24 protein-coding genes are annotated in these 23,190 nt (G+C 35.9%); 20 read left to right on the top strand and 4 right to left on the bottom strand.

Going from position 1 to position 23,190, the window contains the following annotated elements; translation table 11 throughout:
* The first annotated feature begins 67 nt into the window (after positions 1 to 67).
* The 3 genes from G6R08_RS07355 (at position 68) to G6R08_RS07345 (ending at position 2,488) form a co-directional block, all read left to right on the top strand.
* Positions 68 to 763, top strand: coding sequence for a YetF domain-containing protein (locus G6R08_RS07355; protein WP_163527388.1), 696 nt, complete (start codon positions 68 to 70; stop codon positions 761 to 763).
* Between the two features lie 530 nt (positions 764 to 1,293).
* Positions 1,294 to 1,647, top strand: coding sequence for a DUF4260 domain-containing protein (locus G6R08_RS07350; protein ID WP_163527387.1), 354 nt, complete (start codon positions 1,294 to 1,296; stop codon positions 1,645 to 1,647).
* A gap of 91 nt (positions 1,648 to 1,738) precedes the next feature.
* A complete protein-coding gene (locus G6R08_RS07345) occupies positions 1,739 to 2,488 on the top strand; it encodes a MerR family transcriptional regulator (protein ID WP_163527386.1) in 750 nt (249 codons plus the stop codon).
* 224 nt (positions 2,489 to 2,712) lie between these two features.
* On the opposite strand, the gene G6R08_RS07340 is transcribed toward G6R08_RS07345, so the two are convergent.
* The 3 genes from G6R08_RS07340 to G6R08_RS07330 all read right to left on the bottom strand — a co-directional run bounded on the left by G6R08_RS07340 (position 2,713) and on the right by G6R08_RS07330 (position 4,640).
* A complete protein-coding gene (locus G6R08_RS07340; RefSeq protein WP_163527385.1) occupies positions 2,713 to 3,195 on the bottom strand; it encodes a hypothetical protein in 483 nt (160 codons plus the stop codon).
* Positions 3,185 to 4,213 (bottom strand): DUF3231 family protein, encoded by a 1,029-nt coding sequence (locus G6R08_RS07335; protein ID WP_163527384.1) that lies wholly within the window; start codon positions 4,211 to 4,213, stop codon positions 3,185 to 3,187. The genes G6R08_RS07340 and G6R08_RS07335 overlap by 11 nt, the downstream gene beginning before the upstream one ends.
* Positions 4,214 to 4,376: 163 nt before the next feature.
* Complete coding sequence (locus G6R08_RS07330) at positions 4,377 to 4,640, bottom strand: hypothetical protein (protein WP_163527383.1); 264 nt, start codon at positions 4,638 to 4,640, stop codon at positions 4,377 to 4,379.
* A 95-nt stretch (positions 4,641 to 4,735) separates the two neighbouring features.
* Here G6R08_RS07330 and G6R08_RS07325 point away from each other — a divergent pair, with 95 nt between their 5' ends.
* Together G6R08_RS07325 and G6R08_RS07320 are read left to right on the top strand one after the other, a co-directional pair.
* A complete protein-coding gene (locus G6R08_RS07325) occupies positions 4,736 to 5,179 on the top strand; it encodes a hypothetical protein (protein ID WP_163527382.1) in 444 nt (147 codons plus the stop codon).
* A gap of 69 nt (positions 5,180 to 5,248) precedes the next feature.
* Positions 5,249 to 5,458, top strand: coding sequence for a hypothetical protein (locus tag G6R08_RS07320; protein WP_163527381.1), 210 nt, complete (start codon positions 5,249 to 5,251; stop codon positions 5,456 to 5,458).
* A gap of 314 nt (positions 5,459 to 5,772) precedes the next feature.
* Here the strand turns inward: G6R08_RS07320 and G6R08_RS07315 are convergent, their stop codons facing one another.
* Positions 5,773 to 6,477: a CBS domain-containing protein gene (locus tag G6R08_RS07315; RefSeq protein ID WP_163527380.1), complete on the bottom strand. Its 705-nt coding sequence runs from the start codon at positions 6,475 to 6,477 to the stop codon at positions 5,773 to 5,775.
* 550 nt (positions 6,478 to 7,027) lie between these two features.
* On the opposite strand from G6R08_RS07315, the gene G6R08_RS07310 reads away from it, so the two are divergent.
* The 15 genes from G6R08_RS07310 to G6R08_RS07240 all read left to right on the top strand — a co-directional run bounded on the left by G6R08_RS07310 (position 7,028) and on the right by G6R08_RS07240 (position 23,180).
* Positions 7,028 to 7,357, top strand: coding sequence for a helix-turn-helix domain-containing protein (locus tag G6R08_RS07310; protein WP_163531183.1), 330 nt, complete (start codon positions 7,028 to 7,030; stop codon positions 7,355 to 7,357).
* 202 nt (positions 7,358 to 7,559) lie between these two features.
* Positions 7,560 to 7,874, top strand: coding sequence for a helix-turn-helix domain-containing protein (locus G6R08_RS07305; protein ID WP_163527379.1), 315 nt, complete (start codon positions 7,560 to 7,562; stop codon positions 7,872 to 7,874).
* A gap of 227 nt (positions 7,875 to 8,101) precedes the next feature.
* On the top strand, positions 8,102 to 8,860 hold the full coding sequence (locus G6R08_RS07300) for a tyrosine-protein phosphatase (RefSeq protein ID WP_163527378.1): 759 nt from the start codon (positions 8,102 to 8,104) through the stop codon (positions 8,858 to 8,860).
* Positions 8,861 to 9,346: 486 nt separating this feature from the next.
* On the top strand, positions 9,347 to 10,114 hold the full coding sequence (locus G6R08_RS07295; RefSeq protein WP_163527377.1) for a tyrosine-protein phosphatase: 768 nt from the start codon (positions 9,347 to 9,349) through the stop codon (positions 10,112 to 10,114).
* Between the two features lie 39 nt (positions 10,115 to 10,153).
* Positions 10,154 to 11,032, top strand: coding sequence for a UTP--glucose-1-phosphate uridylyltransferase GalU (galU, locus tag G6R08_RS07290; RefSeq protein WP_163527376.1), 879 nt, complete (start codon positions 10,154 to 10,156; stop codon positions 11,030 to 11,032).
* Between the two features lie 21 nt (positions 11,033 to 11,053).
* Positions 11,054 to 12,379 carry a UDP-glucose dehydrogenase family protein gene (locus G6R08_RS07285; protein ID WP_163527375.1) on the top strand — a complete coding sequence of 442 codons (1,326 nt, stop codon included), beginning with the start codon at positions 11,054 to 11,056 and terminating at the stop codon, positions 12,377 to 12,379.
* Between the two features lie 41 nt (positions 12,380 to 12,420).
* Positions 12,421 to 13,083, top strand: coding sequence for a sugar transferase (locus G6R08_RS07280; RefSeq protein ID WP_205439460.1), 663 nt, complete (start codon positions 12,421 to 12,423; stop codon positions 13,081 to 13,083).
* Positions 13,084 to 13,112: 29 nt separating this feature from the next.
* Entirely contained in the window at positions 13,113 to 14,150 is a 1,038-nt protein-coding gene (locus tag G6R08_RS07275) for a glycosyltransferase family 2 protein (protein WP_163527373.1), read from the top strand.
* A 93-nt stretch (positions 14,151 to 14,243) separates the two neighbouring features.
* Complete coding sequence (locus G6R08_RS22435) at positions 14,244 to 15,218, top strand: EpsG family protein (protein WP_420810418.1); 975 nt, start codon at positions 14,244 to 14,246, stop codon at positions 15,216 to 15,218.
* A gap of 41 nt (positions 15,219 to 15,259) precedes the next feature.
* Complete coding sequence (locus G6R08_RS07265) at positions 15,260 to 16,387, top strand: glycosyltransferase (RefSeq protein WP_163527371.1); 1,128 nt, start codon at positions 15,260 to 15,262, stop codon at positions 16,385 to 16,387.
* Positions 16,388 to 16,561: 174 nt separating this feature from the next.
* Complete coding sequence (locus G6R08_RS07260; protein WP_163527370.1) at positions 16,562 to 17,461, top strand: glycosyltransferase family 2 protein; 900 nt, start codon at positions 16,562 to 16,564, stop codon at positions 17,459 to 17,461.
* A 44-nt stretch (positions 17,462 to 17,505) separates the two neighbouring features.
* Entirely contained in the window at positions 17,506 to 18,624 is a 1,119-nt protein-coding gene (locus G6R08_RS07255) for a glycosyltransferase family 4 protein (RefSeq protein ID WP_163527369.1), read from the top strand.
* Between the two features lie 172 nt (positions 18,625 to 18,796).
* Positions 18,797 to 20,290: a flippase gene (locus tag G6R08_RS07250; protein WP_163527368.1), complete on the top strand. Its 1,494-nt coding sequence runs from the start codon at positions 18,797 to 18,799 to the stop codon at positions 20,288 to 20,290.
* A gap of 13 nt (positions 20,291 to 20,303) precedes the next feature.
* Positions 20,304 to 21,293 (top strand): sulfotransferase family protein, encoded by a 990-nt coding sequence (locus G6R08_RS07245; protein ID WP_163527367.1) that lies wholly within the window; start codon positions 20,304 to 20,306, stop codon positions 21,291 to 21,293.
* Between the two features lie 111 nt (positions 21,294 to 21,404).
* A complete protein-coding gene (locus G6R08_RS07240) occupies positions 21,405 to 23,180 on the top strand; it encodes an SLC13 family permease (protein WP_163527366.1) in 1,776 nt (591 codons plus the stop codon).
* Positions 23,181 to 23,190: the final 10 nt, after the last annotated feature.

Genomic DNA, 23,190 nt, shown 5'->3' with positions numbered 1-23,190 from the left:
CAAAGGTGAATAGGAAAGGTGAGACTGACAAATAAATAAACAAGCACGCTAGAAAGGACAGGTGAGTATGGGAATTTGGGAATTAGTTCTGCGGATTGCTGTATCATTCATCGTATTATTTTGTCTGGCTCGAATAGTCGGCCGAAAAGAAATCAGCCAGATGACATTTTTTAATTTTATTTCAGCCATTGCGATTGGTACGATTGCTGGAAGTCTTGCTGTTAGCCAGGATTTAAGTATCCGTAATGGAGTGATTGCCTTGGCAGGGTGGGCGACCTTCACACTGCTCATGGGCGTTCTGGATATTAAATCTAAGTCGATTCGTAAAGTCACGAACGGGGATCCGATCATAGTCATAAAAGACGGCCAAGTGTCAGTAGACGCACTTCGCAAGACACGGTTAGATATGGATACTTTACGAGTGATGTTAAGACAGCAACATAACGTTTTTAAAATAGAAGATGTCGACTATGCTATTTTTGAAACAAATGGAAAGCTTTCTGTTTTGAAAAAAGGCCTTCAACAGCCGCTGACCAAAGGCGATATGAACCGTGCACCAACACCTAATGTGTACCCGGTGGCTGCTGAAGTGATCTCTGACGGTACGGTGAATACCAAAAACTTATCGAAGCTGCATCTTGATGAAAATTGGCTGGCTCAACAACTGCAACAAGCAGGAGTGAATTCCCCAGCCGATGTATTTTACGCAGAAGTCCAACAAGACGGCACCCTGCACGTAGATAAAGGCAACACCCTTCATTAATATATACCTATACCATTAACTTCCACCTCAGGTTTCTGGATGACCTGAGGTGGAAGTTTTTTACTTATGGGGGGCGGCTTAACGATGATCGATTCCGCTCTAATTCAGGGGGGTAGCGACCTAGCACGGCAAGGTTCGGCCTTAATGTTTAAGTATTCGTCCAAAGCGCGGCAGGGTTCGGCCTTAATGTTTAAGTGTTCGGACCTAACGCGGCAAGATTCGCCTTTAACGTTTAAGCATTCGTCCCAAGCGCGACAGGGTTCGGCCCTAACGCTCAAGCAATCGTATCTGCTAACGTGCCAAGTTTCGCCCCTACCGCACAAACATTCATCCCTAACGTGGCAAGATTCGTCCCTATCGCACAAACATTCTTCCCTAACGTGGTAAGATTCTCCCTTAACGCTCAAGCATTCTTCCCTAACGCCTAAACATTCGTCCCTAACGCAAAAACGACCACCCAAATCTTGGATCAAAACAATAAAGGGGATCCGCCATCTAAGTAGAATATATATATCGAGGAGGGAACCCAAGTGAACAAACGATTATTACATATAGAAGGACTTATCATGCTAGTCACTTCTATCTATTTCTATGCTCAAACAGGCTACAGTTGGTGGATGTTCGTTCTATTACTGTTATCACCTGACCTCTCAGCACTCGGCTACCTGTATAACCATAAACTAGGAGCTTACCTATACAATTCCTTCCACACTTATACACCACCGCTGCTCCTCATCCTCATTGCAAACACCTTCCAGCCAAAATCAATCATGCTCAGTCTGGGGCTGATTTGGATAGCCCACATTGCCATGGATCGCATGTTTGGATATGGATTGAAAGAACCAACAAACTCGAAGACCACTCATTTACAAAAAATTTCATAACACCTATTGACCCTCACGTAACGTCACACCTTATAGTCAATCAGTGAGGAGGCGAAACGAACTCGAATCCAAATGAAAGGAGATCCTTCAGATGCCGATGAAAGTGAAAGAAGTTGCCGAACTCGTGGGGATCAGTATCCGCACCCTTCATCATTACGACAACATCGGTCTGCTGTCGCCGGAAGCTACGACCGAAGCAGGCTACCGGCTCTACTCCAATCAGGATTTGGAAACGCTGCAGCAGATTTTATTTTTTCGAGAGCTTGATTTTCCTTTGAAAAAAATTAAGGAGATCATCACAAATCCGGAGTTTAACCAGCAGGAAGCGCTTCGGCTGCATCAGAAAATGCTGCTTGAGAAACGTCGCCGTCTCGACGGAATGATTCGCACGGTAGAGAAGACGATCCAACAACAGAAAGGAGAGATTCATATGACGAACAAAGATAAATTTGAAGGCTTTGATTTCACCCGCAACCCTTATGAAAAAGAGGCTCGCGAGCGCTGGGGCGATGAAGCTGTCGATCAGTCGAATGAGAAATTCCACAAGATGTCCCAGCAGGAAAAAGACCACATGTCGAGACAAATGGATACGATTTATCGCAAATTGTCCAGTCTGCGTCACGACTCCCCAGATTCAGATACAGCTCAAACGGCTATTAAAGAATGGTACTTTTTCCTGAACGATAGCATCAACAATAACGATCTCATGAAATTCAAAGGAATCGGCCAGCTTTATATCGATGACGAGCGGTTTACGAACAATATCGACCAGTATGGAGAAGGCCTGGCTGCGTTTATGCGTGACGCGATGGCCCTGTTCGCCGATCGGCATAGTAAATAAAGGTGAGGCGGAGGACGAATTCAGAGGGTTTGTGAACAAACAAGATCAAGTAGTCAGTTATACTATGACCTCTGTAAAACTCTGTAAGTATTAGGCTTTCCACTATACGAACCTCTCTGTTTAAAAAGCAGAGAGGTTAATTTTTGCTGATTGAAAAGAGTTAGAAAAAACCCCCACGTTTCATTCCTTCAGAAACAGTGCGGGTATATTTTTTGACCGAGGTACTATGTATTAGACCTCTGACGATTGTGAATCATTTTTACCAACAGAATCCGAATCAGGAGCCCAACGAGCACACCAGGAATCACAAACAGAATAGGCAGCCAAACAGGTCCAAACAAGACTCCAAATAGAGTCAAGGTCGGTGAATAAATAACCCCAACCGTTACAACATAAGCCGTAAAGACAAAGGGGACAAAAGAAAAGATGTCCTTTCCACCCCCGGCGTCCTTATAAGCATCCCAGATGGCAAAGAAATACAAGCAAGGATAAAACATTAGCCATTGATAATTAGCCATGTTAACAGCTTCTTCCATCTGCCCATGAAAACTCAGTAAAATGATCTCATTAAAGCGGCTCATCACATTCACTACAAATTCAGCAATCAGCAAAAGGATTCCTTTCACATACTTCTGGTTTAACAGCTGACCAAGCCCCGGGAGCGCAATACTCCATAAAATTTTCTCCAGTGCAGCTTTAGTAGACATCACGAACCGCATACGTATTAGCTAATTCATCACGGTCAGCAGCACGAGGAGGCTCTTCCATCCACCCATTTTTGATCAAAAGGTTAGCACCATCTTCAGCGAATTTAGCAATTTCCGCCATCAATCTGGCATACTGAACGCCTAAATCACGCCGCTGTACAGCAGCCATACTAATCCCGTAATACCCCATGCTAATGCCTGTCAGAATGGACGATTTATACAACATTAATTTGTCTGAAAAAACGTTTGTCGTTGAACTTGTAACCTCAGAACTCCAGGTCATGGGAGCAGGCAGGTCATCCTTACGCATAATAGAGCTGAATACCTCAACGTGTTTCTCTGCAATTTGTTTTCCCCGCTTCAAAAGACGCCCCGTTTCCTTTGACTGCGCAGTTTGAGCAAACCCCTGCATGGTTACAATTCCAAGGGCATTTCGCTGAATATTTCCGTACAGGTTTGTAATTTCAAGTGAGGTTAACGGACGAACATCACCAAACCAGCCAGCAAGAAATTGTTGGGATTGTACAAAATCGATCCCATTAGGTATAGGCAGATGAGGTGGATGCATGTACAGACCCTTGGAAAGCAGAAGCTCATTGCTCATTTTAATCATTTCGTTCGATTGAGACAGACATTCGCTGAAATAGTTTTGAACATCTTCTCTAGCTACAACGCTTACACTGACACTATAGGCATTCAAACCCAGTTTCCCAAACTGGTTTAACCAATTTAATATGTACACATCGGAAAACAGAGTTGGTGCATTCACATGTACATCTTCTTCTTTACTAAACCCTTTTGGAACCGGATAATGGTCTCCATTAAAAAAAGTCCTCAACCTCTTAATATGTGCTTCTGACTGCTGTAAAGCAACAGATAAAAGTTCCTTGATTTGGCCATCTTCAACTGTTCTGAGATAATATTCGATTTTACATATAGCAACTGTATCGTTTAGATAAGCTGACCAAAGCTGGGAAAGCTCGACAGACGTCAGTTTGATAGTTCGATCTATAGTCATGATCTAATTCCTCCAATTAGACAGTCTTCTACTTGTTCCTAGCATTTGTCTAATGGGAAGGTTTATTCATCGCGGCATAGATGCTCTGCTCAGAGTGGAGCGATAACGTGACTACCCGAACTTATGATGAAGCTGCTTTAGTTCTTCATCTAAGAAGTCCGCTCTAGGCGCTAACCGCCGGCTTGTCCCGGCGGTTAGCGCCGATAAAATCGGAGAAAGCGCCGATAAAATCGGAGAAAGCGCCGATAAAATCGGAGAAAGCGCCGATAAAATCGGAGAAAGCGCCGATAAAATCGGAGAAAGCGCCGATAAAATCGGAGAAAGCGCCGATAAAATCGGAGAAAGCGCCGATAAAATCGGAGAAAGCGCCGATAAAATCGGAGAAAGCGCCGATAAAATGAAAAGGTTTCTGAACTAGGTAAAACATGAAAGAGGATTAATATAGGCTAAGTCTGAAACTTTTGGATAAAGCCTTCGTATAAAGGAGGGAAGGAACTGTTCTGAAATAAGCGTGGTGCTAGAATGATCGACGAGTCGACTGTAAAGAAGATCAGAATCTATTTATTGAGGGTTGGCTTCGTATTAGCTGGTCTTTTGCTTTCCTACATCATGATCTATAAATTCTCCTATCTTCCCAATGGCTATGAGGTCATTTCCAAACAAAAAGATGCTCTTCTCATCCAATCCTATAACGCGATAGGTGCTGAAGGGAAAGAGATTCGATACTCACCGCCAGGAGAAGAAGTATGGAAAGTGGACTACTTGATCGATCAGATTCAAGATCAGAAAGAAGCCCTTGTGCTATGGTTCACTTCGATTTTTTTATACGTTTCCTACCTTGTATCTGAGACTATAAAAAGGAAACCATTGTGGAGGATTGTAGTAGGGAAGGGGAGCATCCTTGGTGTGTTTTTAGCTCTTATTCCATGGTTGGAACAGTTGGAACGTATTAACGGTTTTTGGTGACATCAAATATAGATAAGATGGTTGACCACTCATCCAATAGGGTAATGAAGAACAAAGAGGTGAGGAAGAGTGATGCAAAAAAGGGGAAACTTAGAAAAGTACCTTTCGCCAAAAGAACGAGACCAAATCAAGGATTTGGAGCATTGTATTCGACTCGCCAAAAACAAAGAAGATGTAGAATTTTATAGTCAAGAGATCGGTAAAATTATGCTTGGCATCGTTGATAGATATCGTGAGGATTACGACAAAAGGCAAGAAGAAAGACAGCAACCAGTATAAATGGTGAACAACCACCTTGGTTGTCTTTTTGTTTTTGGCGAAACATATACTGATGATGTTAGAGGTGATAAGAATGAAAAACTTAAATAAAGAAAAAGGTTCGATTATGTTCACACCAATGCAAGAGATTATATCTAAAAACAGAAAAAGAAGAGACAAAATTTATAATAGAATTAGAGACGTTCTAGATGAATTGAAAAATAAACCACCTTCGTAACTTTCCTACATTCCGTATTTCCGATCAAGATCGTGGTGTGCAAGGACAGAGCTCTTAATTATTGGAAATTGACTGTCCCTGAGTGAGTAAAAGCCACTCACCCTCCATCCATCATTATCAAATCAAGCAGCGTCACAATCCCGAGCAGCTTCCCATCACGATCGCCGCCCTCCGTGATCATCACAGCCTTCAGCTTCTCACGATCCCCATGACTCGACTCAAACAAGTCTTCTAGCTCAAACACCGACGCCGTCTCTGAAACAAACTCCACATTATGCACCTTCTCGTGCTGCAGCACATCTCCAACCGTCACTTGATCGACTGCAACAGCTCCAGCATCAACCGATTCTCCAAGCCAACGCACGATCCCGGCATCTGTCAACAGTCCTACAAATGCTCCATCCCGATAGATCGGGAACTGTGATACTCCATGCTTCCGAAACGCTTCAACCACATGAAGCAGCTCTGTTTCTTCATAGAAGAACATCACCGGACGCGTTGCTACATCAAGTCCGAGCGGTGGTTGATCAAGCGTTTGTTTAATATGCTCAAGCTCCTCTACAACCTCTACATGAGGGGATGCAATGTAATATCCATCACGCACACGTTCATGCACAATCGCATTCCGCAGTTTCGCATACTGCCGCAGCACATCATAGAATTCCCGAATCACACCGCGATCCTTCGAATGATTCAACAGCTCTGCGAAATTATCGTTCTTGGGAAAACGATTCATCTCCTTCAAATGCTGATGAATCTGATTAAATGCCAGCTCAAATCGCTCCACTAACTCATCACTCATACCGTTCACGCCTCCTATGTACTCATCGGATTGCTCTACCCCTTAGTATAACCAAGAACACACCTTCTTTATAAAGTGAAACTTCCATCAGTGGAGTTTTCTTCTATTCCCACTGATGGTTAGTTGAACCAATCGGACATTTACTGGCGGTTGATCCCCCACTTAGATTCCTCGTTTATAATAAAATCAAGAAGTGGGGGTTTTACTGCCAGTTAATGCGGGATAAAAAGTTGCAAAAGAAAGCATCTGTCATTACATCTGGTCATTCCCAGGGTATAATCTACCCACTCAAATCCTTCCCTGTCTCCAATAAAGAACACCACCCTCCTAAATGACCACCGCAACGTTGCAACCAGCACCCATATCTGTTTATCATTCGACAACAACTCAAGCTAATCCGATCGAAACGACTAGTAAAAAATCAATTTTTCAAGCAAAAAGTCTTACGAAAATTACGCTAACTAGGACAAGTTGACGATTTTCGTACTTTAAATAGAACACGGGGATGAATTATGCTATACTTTTGTTAATTAAGAAAGTAGGTGAAAGCATGATCGGTAGCCGCATTCAACAAATCCGTAAAGACCGCCACATGTCCTTGTCTGAACTGGCCGATCGAGCAGGTGTAGCCAAGTCCTACCTCAGTTCTATAGAACGAAACCTGCAAACCAACCCATCCGTCCAATTTCTAGAAAAGATCTCCAAAGAACTGGACATTTCAATCAACTATTTGCTCCACGGAGAATCGTCCGGTAAAGAGGAAAGCTTAGATGACGATTGGCTTGATCTCGTCCACGAAGCTATGAATTCTGGAATCTCCAAAGAACAATTCCGCGATTATTTAGAGTTTAATAAATGGAAAATTAACCAAAAGTCATAAAATATGTGAGTCAAAAGTGCTGGTGGAAAGCCAGCGCTTTTTTTGTGGAAGAAAAAGGTGTATGTTAAATGTTGGTTTACTGCATTAAAGTGTGATAATGTATACCAAACTCCAGCTAATTTCCATTCAAAAATCAATCTTTACCGATATATTTGAACAATATTATAGGAAGTTTACCTATTAACAAAGGAGGTCCCAGAAAGTGATTGGTGAACACATCAAAGAAATTAGGAAAAAGAGGAAGATGACTCTTTCCGAACTAGCAGAGCGGTCGGGATTCGCCAAATCTTATGTAAGCTCAATAGAACGAAACAGACAAACGAACCCTACTATTCAGTTTTTAGAGAGGGTCGCTAAAGAACTTGATGTATCCCTCAATTATCTGCTTTATGGGGAAACGAATGAAGACTTCCTTGATGAAGGTTGGAAAAATTTAATCCAAGAGGCACAGAGGTTGGGAGTATCGAAAGAAAAGTTTCGTGAATATTTAAAGCGGAATCAAGATATGGAAGGGTAGAAAGCAACCTGTATGGGATTGCTTCTTTTTTTATTGTAAGAATCTCAATTTCAAAATGGTGCATATTTCCTAAGCGGTGAGAAGATGCCGGTGTTTGCTCAGGTAGAAATAAAGGTAATGGATGGAGTAATAGGTCTGGAGTGTAATGGTTAGACATATAAAACATTACGAGCTTACTAGATAAATAAAATAGGTATAGAATTTCTAAGGGGAGATGATGTTAGCAAATGATAGATATTCACACTCATATTCTTCCAAGCGTTGACGAGGGACCTTCGACGATGGAACATAGTATAAAAATGACAGAGAAAGCCGTAAAGGATGGGATACAGACAGTCGTAGCGGCTCCGCATCATAACAATGGGAGTCATGTTAATGATAAGAACACTATTCTGACTCAAGTCAGGGAATTGAATCGGGAATTAGAGGAACGCGATATTCCGCTGACGGTTCTACCCGGACAGGAAACACGCGCATATGAAGATCTAGGGCAGGCGTTCCAGAAAGACGAGATCTTAACCGTCAATGAACGGGATTATGTATTGATCGAACTGCCTCGCGACCACGTGCCGGGATACTTGAATACCCTCTTATTCAACATGCAGGTAGAAGGGTATCAGCCAATTATCGTGCATCCCGAACGGAACGAACAAATCATCGAGCAGCCGAACCTGCTCTATTCCCTCGTAAAAAATGGGGCATTTGTTCAAATTACAGCTGGCAGCTTACTAGGGAAGCACGGCAGTAAAGTCAAGAAGTTATCCCATCAATTGATCGATGCAAACTTAGTGCACCTGGTTGCGTCAGGTGCACAGAAGCACCAAGAACTTAATCTCAAGGATGGCTACCGGGAGATTAAAAAGCACTACGATCAATCGATGGTCTACTACTTCTCGGAAAATGCACAGTATGTTGTGGAGGGCCAGGCCTTAGCAACCGCACCCCCGCAGAGAGTGAAAAAGAAAAAGGTATTAGGGATCTTCTAATTCACGCATAGAAAAGAGACCTCTCTCAGGGGTCTCTTTTTACTGTGTATGTATGGTATCGGACGGCACGATCAATTCTTTAGGAAAAAGCACAAAATAATCCGAAGAAATGTATGTTTTTGCTTTGGTAGAAGTGCGAGATCTGTCGGTAAATAATGAATCATAAAAAATTAAATAGAATGAAACATGAGTGTAATATGTAATTAACAATTTGCTAGTATTCTAATCGGATGTGAGGGATTATTAGTAATCTATTTATAATGTAAGCGCATACTAGAAAAGTCCTAGGAAAAAAGTTTCCGACGAAATTCGACATATGCACCGTTGGTATCATTGCATTTTTCCCTAAAATTGTTAGCGATCTAGGAATTTTCTCCAAATAGCCCCTTCATGACCCGAAGGAATTCTGCTATAATATCTTTAATACAAAGTAATTAAAGATGTAAACAAAATATACATTATAAGTACTAGAGAGGAGAGGGACTATTGATTGATATCCACAGCCATATACTCCCCGGTGTTGATGACGGTGCTCAGTCCATTGAAGAAAGCATCAAGATGGCCCAAGCAGCAGTAGCTGACGGCATACATACGATTATCGCTACACCTCACCACCAGAACGGGACCTACAATAACTACAAGAACAACATCACGATCCAAGTGGCTGAGCTCAATCGACATTTGTCAGATTATGAGATTCCATTAACCGTCTTACCAGGACAAGAAACACGAATCCATGGAGACATGTTAGAGGGACTCAGAAACGATGAAATCCTCACATTAAACAAAACAGGAAACTACGTTTTTGTCGAATTTCCCTCGGATACCGTTCCGAGATATGCTAGTAAACTATTATTCGACATGCAAGTTGAAGGTTATCAGCCCATTATCGTCCACCCTGAACGAAATCGACATATTATCCAGCATCCTGACACACTCTACAACCTAGTTAAAAAAGGTGCATACACTCAGATCACAGCAGCCAGCCTAAGCGGACGTTTCGGAAAGAACATCCAGAAATTCACTCACAAATTAATCGAAGCGAACTTGACCCACCTTATTGCATCTGATGCTCATAACACCACTTCAAGAGGGTTTTGTATGAAGGATGCCTATAGGGAGTTACGAAAAAACTATGGTCAGTCCATGGTTTATTTATTTGCGGAAAATGCGGAGTATGTTGCTGAAGGACAAGCTCTTGCTTCGGAAGTACCCCAGCATGTGAAAAAGAAGAAATTTTTAGGGTTACTTTAAGATAAATAAATTTATAGGATAGGAAAGGTAGTGTATTAAATGGGAAAAATAAAAAAAGCAATTATACCAGCGGCTGGTTTAGGAACAAGATTTCTTCCAGCTACAAAAGCAATGCCTAAGGAAATGCTTCCGATTGTTGACAAGCCAACGATTCAATACATAGTAGAGGAAGCCATTGCTTCAGGCATTGAAGATATTATTATTGTGACCGGTAAAGGTAAGCGTGCGATAGAGGATCATTTTGATAATAACTTTGAACTTGAAGATAATTTAATGAAAAAAGAAAAGTTTGAGCTCCTTGATAAAGTAAGGGAAACTTCGAACGTTGATATTCACTATATTCGGCAGAAAGAACCTAAAGGTTTAGGTCATGCTGTATGGTCTGCGCGGAATTTCATTGGAAATGAACCTTTTGCAGTTTTATTAGGTGATGACATTGTTGAGGCTGATACGCCATGTCTTAAACAGTTGATCAACCAATACGATGAAACAGAGTCATCTGTGATTGGAGTCCAACAGGTAGCTGATGACGAAACTCATCGTTATGGGATTGTTGATCCTAAATCGATTGAAGGCCGTCGTTATCAAGTTAATCATTTTGTTGAAAAACCTAAGCAGGGTACGGCCCCTTCTAATTTAGCAATTATGGGGCGTTATGTACTGAGCCCAGATATCTTTAACTTCTTAGATCAACAGAAGACGGGTGCTGGTGGAGAAATTCAATTGACGGATGCGATTCAAGAGTTGAATGAGTTGCAGAATGTTTATGCCTATGATTTTGAAGGTAAACGTTATGATGTTGGAGAGAAGTTTGGGTTTATTAAGACGACGATTGAATTTGCTCTGAAGAACGAAGAAATTGGGTCTGAAATAGAAGAATTAATAAGGAATTTAATCCGACAAAAAGTTAACAACTAGAATCCTTTTGGAGGTAGTAACGTGAATATAGCTGTTGTAGGTACAGGTTATGTCGGACTGGTTACAGGTGTTAGCCTTTCTGAAATTGGACACACAGTGACGTGTATTGATATTAACGAAGCAAAAATAACAAAAATGAGGCAGGGTATTTCACCAATCTATGAACCGGGCTTAAGTGAACTTATGTTAAAAAATATTGAAGAGAACCGACTTTTTTTTACAACCGATCATACTAAAGGTTTTAATAATGCAGAAGCTATCTACATAGCTGTCGGCACTCCTGAAAAAGATGATGGGTCCGCTGATCTAACATATGTTGAAGAAGTTGCAATAAACATCGCTACACAAATTAGAAGAGACACAGTAGTAGTCACAAAAAGTACTGTTCCAGTTGGGACAAACCATAAAATTAAGGATATTCTGAACCGCAACTTAAAGAATGATGTAAAAGTAAATGTGGTTTCCAATCCTGAATTCCTTAAGGAAGGATCAGCAATACATGACTCCTTCAATGGAGATAGAATCGTTATAGGGGCGGATAATGAGAAAGCCGGGGATGTAGTAGAACAAATTAACACACCTTTTGAAGTACCGGTTTTCAGAACCGACATTAAGAGTGCTGAAATGATTAAATATGCTTCAAATGCATTTCTTGCTACTAAAATAAGCTTCATTAATGAAATTTCTAATATATGTGACCGCCTAAATGCAAATGTTGAGGATGTAGCAAGCGGTATGGGGATGGATAAGAGAATTGGTTCCGAATTCTTAAATGCTGGTATAGGCTATGGTGGATCTTGCTTCCCAAAAGATACGAAGGCTCTAATTCAAATAGCTGGAAATGTGCATTATGATTTCGAACTACTGAAGGGTGTAGTAAATGTTAATCAAAAACAACAATGTTTATTGATAGATAAACTGTTGGATAGAATACCTAACTTAAAAGGGAAAAGAATTGCAGTATTAGGCTTAGCTTTTAAACCAAATACAGATGATATGCGAGAAGCAGCTTCAATTGTAGTAACAAAACGTTTAATAGATGAGGGGGCAGAGGTAATAGGTTATGATCCAATAGCCATGGAAAATGCAAAATCATATCTTCGCCATGAAATGGTTTATGCTAAAACTATAGAAGAAGCTCTGGAGAATAGTGATGCAACTTTAATACTTACTGAGTGGGAAGATATTAAAAATATTAAATTAAACCTATTTAATACCATGAATTATCCTCTAGTGATTGACGGGAGGAACTGTTTTAGTTTAGAAAAAATGAGAGGTCAGAAAGTGGAATATCATTCAGTAGGTCGACCTTCCATTCATTATAATCGGGAAAAATTAAATATATGAAAGTAGGTGGTATGATGGGGCATTTAAATACCAAAGAGGGAATGTCGGGTAATAGTACAAGCCACGTTTCATTTGAAGTTGTTAATGTAAATGATAGTGTTGCTTACTTGTTTATAAAGCGACTAATGGATATAGTAGGAGCTACTCTAGGTATTATTTGCCTGAGTCCTATTTTCGTTCTGATTGCTTTATTAATAAAGTTAGATGATTTTCAAGGTCCAGTTCTGTTTAGCCAAATTCGCGTTGGCAAAAATGGTAGGGACTTTAAAATGTATAAATTTCGTTCTATGGTTTCAAATGCAGAAGAATTAAAGGAAAAACTAATGATTAAAAATGAAGCTACAGGACCAGTTTTTAAAATGAGAGAAGATCCTAGGATTACTAAGATAGGTAAGTTCATTAGAAGGACTAGCATCGATGAGTTGCCCCAACTTATTAACGTGCTGAAAGGAGAAATGAGTCTTGTTGGCCCCAGGCCTCCTCTCCCGCTAGAAGTGGATTTATATAATAGTTATCAAAAACAAAGATTGCAAGTTACTCCAGGTTTAACTTGTTATTGGCAAGTGAGTGGAAGAAGTAACCTATCATTTTCAGAATGGATAGAGTTAGACTTAAAATATATTAATAATAGAGATATCTTGTTAGATATTAAACTTATATTTAAAACAATATTTGTCTTATTTGGATCAAAAGATGCTTTTTAAAACTTAAAGATATGGACGGGAGTTTTTTTTTGTTTGAACCTTTAGTTTCTATTATTATGCCAGTATATAATTCAGAAGAATACCTGGATGAATCCATAAAGAGTATTTTAAACCAAACCTATAAAAATTTTGAATTAATATTAATTAATGATGGTTCTACAGATGAAAGTATAAATATTATAAACAAATTTAAAGATGACAGAATAATGGTATATAATAATGATGGTAATAAAGGGTTAATAAAAACACTTAATATAGGATTGGAATTATCTAAAGGAACTTATATTGCAAGAATGGATGCCGACGATATATCAACAAAGTTAAGAATTGAAAAACAAGTGAATTTCTTGAAAGAGAATTTGGATATTTCTATTGTTGCTTCTAATGCTATAATGTTTTCCGATAAATACCCATGGATAAAAAAACATACATCTTATAATAAAGGTGTTGATGCTATAAAATGTGAACTTTTATTCCAAAATAGAATTTTCCATCCTAGTGTTATGTTTAGGAAGTCTATAATAGAAACAGACAAAGCGTTCTATAATGACGATCATATAATGTGTGAAGACTTTGGTTTTTGGCAGTTACTTGCAGACAAAAACAATATTGAGGTGATGAAGGAACGGTTAATACACTATCGAATGAGTAATACCAGCATTACTTCAAAATCGAGGGATAGATTACAAACTCTAATACAATCACAAAAAGAAGTTTATAGACAAGGATTACAGCTGATGGATATTAACTTCAATTCAGAAGAGTTAAACGTTCATACAGAGATCTCAATGGCAAACAAAATAATAAATTTTAATTTTAGTTTAGAAGAAAAAGAAGAGTGGCTATTAAAAATAATAAAAGAAAATGACTCAAGCCAATATTTCAATCAAGTGGAGCTTAAATTAATTATTAGCGAGTTTTACTTTTCCAATTGTGTGATAGCAAACAATTATAAAGCCTATAAAAAATCTACCTTTTATAAAATCAATCCATTAGGAATTGTAAGGTTCAAGAAAGAACGTTTAAAGTTTTTAATTCTAAATTATGTGAAACCATTAATTTGGTGAAACTTAGGTTGGGTGTTTACTTTGTTTGTGTATACTATTTCAATATTGTTTCTATCCCTTATCTACTTATTAAGAAGAGCTATTTCAGGAAAAATGATAAAACCTTTATTATTTATATCGTTTCTTATATTAGCAGCAATCCAGGGGTTTAGATGGGATGTAGGGACTGATTTCGAATTATACCTGAATATTTTTAACAGTTCACCACATATTACCTATAGCAGTGATTTTGTGGAAATTGGATATTTATATATAAATAAATTCTTTAATATATTAGGTTTAAACTTTCAGTCTTTCTTAATAATCGTTGCTATAATTATTAATTTCAATTTTATAAAGGGATCTATCGTTCTTAGCAAAGATCCAATATCAGTATTCTATTTTTATGTAACAACTGGAATATACTTTTCGACATTCAATACTATTAGGCAGTCCATAGTTGTCTCTGTTTTATTCCTATCTTTAACCTTAATTAGGGATAAAAAATTCCTGAAGTTTTCAGCAATTGTTTTTTTGTTATTTTTAATACATAGGAGTGCTTTGCTAGCATTTTCATTCATAATTCTTTATTATATAGTAATTTCACCGATTTTGTTTTTTATATTATCGTTGATTGTTATAACATTAATTAATACCTCATTATCTAATGTAATAATTGCTTCCTTGTTTAATATATTACCTGAAAAGTATTTGATGTATAAAGAACAAATATTTATAGCTGAAGGTATAGAGTTAATAAACCTATTACTTCCTTTTCTTTTAATGTTGTTTATTATCATAAATTACTACAGGTTGATTAAATTAAACTTTTTTAATAAGTTTTTAATTAATTTATTTTTTGCTTATTTTTTATTGTTGGTAATTTCCACAGAGTATCTACTATTCTATCGAGTAGCTAGTTACTTTCAAATAGCACAAATTTTATTGCTACCGCAGTTATTATTATTAGTAAGGAAAAAGGATAGGTGGATTTTAGATGTAATATTAGTGATTGCATTTTCAATATTTATTATTGGAAAGATCATACTTGGTCATTACGGAGTACTGCCCTATCAAACTAAATTATAATCTTTAGAATTAATAGCTTTATGACTAGGAGGTATTAAAAGGTGAAAAAAAAACTTGTACACATATCTGAGGCTTTGGGCGGTGGTGTAAGTAAACATATTATAGATTTAATTGATAATATTGACACTAACAAATACGATATTTTTTTAATCTACAATTTAGATAGAGCAGATAAAAGTTTTAAAGAAAAAATAGTTGAGTATAAAAAAAATAGAAATATCTCACTATATGAAGTGGAGAATTTTAACAGACAAATATCTTATAAGGATGTTTTTGCACTTAAAAATATATTTTCAATAATCAATAAAATTCAACCCGATATTGTACATTGTCATAGTTCTAAAGCAGGTGTACTGGGAAGGGTTAGTGCTAAGTTGGCAGGTGTAAATAAAATATTCTATACCCCTCACGCTTATGTAATGCAAGATTCAAATATTAAACCTATAAAGAATACTCTATATAAGATTATAGAGAAATTTATGAGCAGGTTTTTCACAACGAGTACAATTAATGTATCAAATGGAGAAAAAAAATTTGCCTTGGATAATAAACTTGATAACCCTGACAAATTTAACGTAATTTATAATGGAATTGATAATAATATTAAATCTGAAGTTGTGAAAACAAATAAGTCAAAAAATAAAGGTATTATAATTGGAGTTGTAGGCAGGTTAGAGAGCCAAAAAGACCCGTTAACCTTTGCACAAATTGCAAAAGAAGTTTCTTTGCAATTGTCTTCAGTTAAATTTATTTTCATAGGAGAGGGATCCTTAAGACCAGAATTAGAGGAGTTTATTAAAAATAATAACTTACAGAACATATTATTACTTCCGGGCTATAAAAGCTCTGTTGACGAGTACTTAAATTTATTTGATATCTACCTTTCTACTTCACTGTATGAGGGAATGCCTTATTCACTAATTGAAGCTTTGAAATATAAACTTCCGATTGTAGGGACGGATGTTATTGGCAATAACGAAGTTATTGTTAATAATCATAATGGTTTCTTATTTGACCCTGGCGACTATAAAAAAGCTTCAGAATTAATCTTGCATTTGCTAACCAATACGGAAACGCATACCAAAATGAAAAAGAATAGTAGGTTTTTATTTGAAACAACATTTACTATAAAAAACATGATAGATAATTTAGATAACCTGTACAACTGATTTGTTTCGGAAAAAGGGGAAATATAAAATAACTACATTAGTCAAGAATTATTGCAGTCCTTGCTTGGGTTAATATACAAATAAATTTAATTTCTTTTTACAAAATTAAGTTCCAAAATTGAAATACATTACCACTGTGAGGAGAATAAACTTAAATAAGGAGTATGTAGTTCGATGAATCACATTAGCAGAGTTTTAGTAACCATAGTAATACCGACTTACAATCGCGGTCACTTAATTGACAGGACCATTAAGAGTGTCTTAAATCAAACATACACAAATTTTGAATTATTAATTGTTGACGATGCATCACAGGACAATACTAGTGAAGTTGTTTCAAGTTATAAAGATGAACGAATAAGATATATCCGATTAGAAAATAACAGTAAAGGTACAAAACCAAGAAATATTGGTATTAAACAAAGTAAAGGTAAATTTATTGCCTTATTAGATTCAGATGATGAATGGGTACCTAATAAACTTGAATCACAGTTAAGTTTTATAGATCAGTATAAAGAAGAAAGTTTTTTATGTTTTACCGATGTTATATTTAAACGCAATGAAGTGGAAAAATTCTCTATGAATAACCCTATAAAGGATTCTGAAGATATAATGGACTATATACTTTTAGGTGGAAATTGTGTTCAAACAAGCACATATATGTTTCCAAGCGAACTGGGGAAAAGAGTGCTGTTTGGATTAAATATCAAGAAACATCAAGATTGGGATTTTTGTTTAAGGCTTCAGCAACAAGGAGCAAAATTTATTTCTTTATCAGAGCCACTCTCAATTTATAATGTTGATGAAAGAGGCGACCGTATCGCAAACAACAGTAAATACAAACTATCATTAGAGTGGTTAAATAAAGTAAGTGATCAATTGTCAGAGCAATCTTATTACGCCTTTTTAGCTAACTATGTTTCTTCTGCACTAATTATTAATCATAAGAGAAGAAAAGCATTATATTATTATTTAAAAGCATTTCAAAAAGATTCAATTAGTTTAATTGTACTGATTAAGGGTCTAATAAAGTGTGTTATACCCCTAAATTTGTTTAGGAAAAGGTTCAGATAATGATGAACGAGATACTGAAATTAAAGTCGTGAGGAGGATCAAAAATGAATTTTATAATACTTACTCATCAATACCCTAAAAAAGGTAATTTATATAGAAGTGGGTTTGTACACCAACGTGTAACCGAGTATATTAAAAAGGGGTATAACACCGATGTTTGGGTATTAGATAATAACAAGCCTTCAGTTGAAAGTTACACATTTGAAGGAGTTAATGTTTATGAAGGTAACACGGAGGCCTTTAATAATTTTTTAGAAAAAAACATCATTCATCGGGTTTTAGTTCATTTTTTACTGGAACCAACAATATATGCTTTGAGTCAAATGAGGAAAAACATTCCTGTACTAATATGGGTACATTTATACGAAGCAACTAGTTGGGAAAGGCGATTATTTGATTTTGAAGATATCAAATTCTTGAAGTATATAAAAGATAATATAAAATTGCTAAGAGCTTATAAGAGATTCAATGAGAATACAAAATTAAATGTCACATATATTTTTGTATCTAAATGGATAAAGAATACTGCTGAAAAAGATATTAAAACAAAATTTAGTAAAACATATATTATTCATAATTATATAAATGGTGATCTATATAATTATGTTGAAAAAAGCACAGAGCAAAGAAAGAAAATACTTTCTATAAGGACTTTCCAAAGTAAAAAATATGCAAATGATATTACTGCAAAAGTTATAAAATTATTAAGTAATCATACAGAATTTCAAGACTTAGAGTTTGCTTTATATGGAAAAGGTAAGCATTTTAATAAAATTCAAAAGAGTTTAACAAAATTCAGTAATGTTAAAATGCATAATACTTTTCTTTCTCAAGGTGAAATATCTAAATTGCATAAAGAATATGGATTATTTATTTGTCCAACACGCCAAGATTCGCAAGGTGTGTCTATGTGTGAAGCAATGTCTAGTGGTTTAGTACCAATTACCTCGAATAATACGGCTATACCGGAGTTTGTTAAGCAAAATGAGACTGGAATATTAGGCAATAACTCAAAACAAATGGCAGACTCAATATTAAATTTATATAATAATCCTGAAAAATTCATAAGAATTTCAAAGTCTGCTTCAGAAAATATAATTACTCAAAGCGGTTTAACAGCTACCATAGAAAAAGAACTAAATGCTATCATAAATTCAGGGTAACCAAGTTAAATAGGGATCAAGAAGATGTTTTTGTTTGGCTTAAAATTACTTCACCTTAATTAGTTAAGAATAACATGTTTTACTAAATAAATCTTAAGGAGTAGATATTGATTACTGTTCGCATTAAATAAAAAGTGTCTCCATTTATTAAGATAAAAGAGGAAGATAATTAGTGCAAAATAATTTGTTTGACTTGGTCAAAAAGTCAGGGTTAGTATTCATTGGAAGAATTTTTGGAGTGTTCCTTGGTTTGATATTTAATTTCATAGCAGCTAGATATTTAGGTGCTAATACATATGGAGAATTCATGTTCGTTTTTACCATTATAAGCTTTATTCCTATGATTCTAAAATTAGGACTTGATCAAGGTCTTATAGCTATGATACCTAGGTTAAGTTTATTGAATAAAATAAATGAAAGAAATAGTACTATCGCTTTTTCCCTCCTATGTGTGTTTATATTGAGTTCTTTATTCTCATTAGTGGTTATCATTTACAATGAATGGTGGGCTGAGGTCATTTTAAACAACTCACATTTAGGAAGAATGCTCATTTTGATGGCTCCACTTATAGTTTTGCTGTCGTTACAAGAATTACTAAAAGGAGTCTTCAGAGGGATAGATAGGGTGGAAAAAGTTGTAATCGTTGAAAATTTTATTATTCCCTCCTTAAAAATAATTTTGTTTCTCCTATGCTTTTTTTTAGGATTAGAGATCCAAGGGATTGTAGTGGCTTTTCTACTTAGTACATTTATAGGAATATTTATATTATTACAATCATTATTTAAAGCTAAGACTATTTCTGGATTAAAGTTTAGTTATAGTGGCGAATATAAAAAAATATTCCTTTTTTCCTTACCTTTAATTATTACTCCTAGTTTAGTATTTATAATAAACCAATCTGATGTGTTTATGATAGGGTACTTTCTGCAAGAGGATGACGTGGGAATATATAATATTGCCTTAAGAATAGGCACAATGAGTAGCTTTATTCTTATAGCGTTCAATACTATGTTTGCACCACTAATATCAACGCTTTACTCTAAGAGCGATATTAAGTCAATAGAATATTATTATAAAATAATTACAAAATGGATATTGACTGTTAACTTGGTTTTCTTTTCTTTAATCTCACTTCTTAGCAATCAAATAATGCACTTGTTTGGGATAGAATTTGTTACTGGCTCAGTTGCCCTAATTTTGATTTCAAGTGGTCAAGTAATTAATTCTGCTGTAGGCTCTGCCGGCTATATTATTATTATGACTGATAAGGGACATTATGAGCTTTATAATAGTTTATTTATGGCAATATTGAATATTTGCCTAAATTTATGGTTAATCCCCATTTATGGAATTAATGGTGCTGCCATTGCTTCATTAGTTGCCGTTTCTATTGGTAATATCATAAAGTTATTAATAGTATATAGAAACTATAGAATACATCCATATAATTCAGGTTATGTAAAAATCATGGCTATTGTAAGTATAGTTTTTATATTTGTCTTGGGTCTAAAGTACACACTTAATACTTACTGGCTATTTGAACTTATCATTTTCACTACAGTATATATATTTACCTTCATCCTATTGTATATAAAGTTCGCTTTATCTAACGATGACAAAATGGTAATTAAAAATATTTTTCCTAAAAAATTTAAACAAAACTGAGGAGAGATTCCACATGAATCAGGAACCCGTTTTCATATTAGGAGCACACAAATCTGGGACAAGTTTATTAAGAAGTCTATTCGACGGGCATCCTGGGTTATTCGTTATTCCTATAGAAGCACACTTTTTTCAGCATTTAGGGGATTGGATTGATTATGGAATAAGAAGGCAGATGCCTGAGGGAAATATTTCAAAAGAAGAAATATTTAATAACTTTATTGACTGGATTGATTATTCTAATAAAAACTATGAAATTTTTTCTGATAGTGATACAAGAGGCAAATGGAATATAGAAAGCTTAAAAGAATATATTTGGCAAGAATTCAATGATATCCGCAATGAAAAAGAAATAATAGAACTCTTTGTAAGATCTATGTATTTTTCATTATATGGTAAGGAAATGACCTATGAAAAAAGAATAATTGAAAAGTCAGTGGAAAATGCTGAGTTTGCTTTGAACTTAAAAGCTCTTTATCCTAGAGCAAAGTTTATTCATATTGTAAGAAATCCATACTCAAATATAGTATCGATCCGAAAGTTCAAAACTTATAATAACAAATACCCATCTCTAAAGCCCATAGTAAGAAGCTTATACAACACATATTATTTTCTAGATAAAAATAAAAAAATAATTAGAGATGATTATTTAATTATAAAGTATGAAGATTTAGTTGAAGATCCAGATAAAACAATAAGTTTAATGGCAAAGTTTTTACAAATAGATGAAGAGGAAATTCTTTTTATACCTACGTCCGATGGGGAGATATGGCAGGGTAACAGTACAACTTCAAAAAAGTTTAAAGGTATTTCTAGTAAATCAATAGGAAACTTCAAAAAAAATATTTATCCTATAGAAATTGAGTTAGTTAATAAACTATTTAGCCAAGTTATATCTAAGTATAATTACAAGTTCATGGATGCTAAATCCTATGTTTTACCAAACAAGAAAGAATCAATTAAAAAATATATTTCTAACAGATTATTACTTAAATACTTTTTGTAATATCTCTGTTCAAGCTATATTTAAGCTTTCTTTGACTTCTATCTAACACTTGCATGGTTTTTCTAATGAAAAGTGGGAGCCTTGTGTATCTTCTTAATAAGGATGACTAATATGACTCACGAAATGATTATCGTGGTAATCATGATAATTCTTATGCTTATCGGGTTATTTTTTGAAATTGCACGTCCAGACTTACTTGTTTTTACTACCTTATTTATTTTTATTATGTTCGGGTATGTTAATACTGAACAAGCACTTATAGGTTTTTCAAACCAAGGAATGTTAACTATAGCATTACTATTCATTGTAGCAGGGGTTATTGAAAAAAGTGGAGTGGTTGAAAAGTTTATTTCCTCTTTTCTAGCTAAGTCGACAACCCACCGTGGAGCATTAGGAAGGCTGCTTATACCTATATCCGCAACTTCAGCATTTATGAATAATACACCTATAGTGGTTACTTTAACTCCTATAGTAAGAAAGTGGGCGTCAGACAGAGGATTTGCACCATCTAAGTTTCTGCTTCCAGTTTCCTACGCAGCTATCCTAGGTGGAACCATTACGTTGATGGGTACTTCTACTAATCTATTGATCCACGGCTTGTTACTTGATTTTGGTAAGGATGGTTTCTCCTTTTTTCAACTAGCTATTGTAGGGATTCCTATTACTATTGTTGGACTTATTTATCTAATTATTTTCGGTCCTAAAGTTTTGCCAAATCATAGAAGTCTTATGGATAAGGTGAGTGAGAATACAAAGGACTACTTAAGCGAGATGGTTGTGTTAGATAGTTTCCCTTACATAAACCAGTCTGTAGAAGAAGCTTCACTCCGAAACCTAAAAGGATTATACCTAATTGAAATTATTAGAGGAACCAAGAAAATCTCCCCTGTCACAAAAGAAACGTTAATCCAAAAAGGGGATCGTCTAATATTCACGGGTATGATATCGACTATAGCTGATCTTCAAAAGAGGAAAGGCCTTCAACTTGATACAGGAACAGATTTATCCTTAGATGATTTAAGAAATGGTAATACGAAACTGCAAGAGATAGTAGTTTCACATCAATCGGCATTAGTAGGTCAAACGATCAAACAGAGCAACTTTAGGGAAACTTATGATGCCGCCGTAATGGCAGTTCATAGAAATGATGAACGGGTGGAAGGAAAAATAGGAGATATTACTCCTAGAGCAGGAGATCTATTACTGATTGTTTCAGGGTCAGGTTTTGATAAGAAAAGTAGAGATCAACGTGACTTCTATGTAACGTCACACGTAGACAATGCTCCTTTTAATAAGAATGAATCAAAAGGTTGGTTTGCTTTAGCATTACTGGGAGTTATGATCGCTCTTGTGACATTTCAAATACTTTCGATTTTTAAAGCAATGGTGATTACAGTTGGAATCTTACTTTTAACAAAGATGATTTCTCCGAGGGAAGCTAAAGCTACAGTTCAGTTTCAAGTTTTATTACTCATTGCCAGTGCTTTAGGAATAGGAAATGTGATAATACAAACAGGCACAGCAGATTGGCTTGCTAATAATCTGGTTGCAAGTTTAGCACCCTTTGGGATTTTGGCCATTCTGGCGTCCATTTATATTATGACGAATTTGTTTACGGAGTTAATTACGAATAATGCAGCGGCTGTCATAATGTTCCCGATTGCCTATGAAGTGGCAATGGATTCAGGGATAGATCCGATGGGGATGGCGATCTTAGTTGCTATCGCTGCGTCTTCTAGTTTTTTATCTCCTATCGGTTATCAAACAAATTTAATAGTTTACGGTCCTGGGGGATATAATTTCAAAGATTATATACGCGCGGGTTTACCTTTAACATTTATAGTAATGATTATCACCATATCTATTATATATTTTCAATTTGCTTAGGAGGAAATAC

It is taken from the genome of Halobacillus ihumii (assembly GCF_902726645.1).
GTDB lineage: Bacteria > Bacillota > Bacilli > Bacillales > Halobacillaceae > Halobacillus_A > Halobacillus_A ihumii.
The sequence above is the reverse complement of the archived record's forward strand: the minus strand, read 5'-3'. Positions and strand labels throughout refer to the sequence as shown.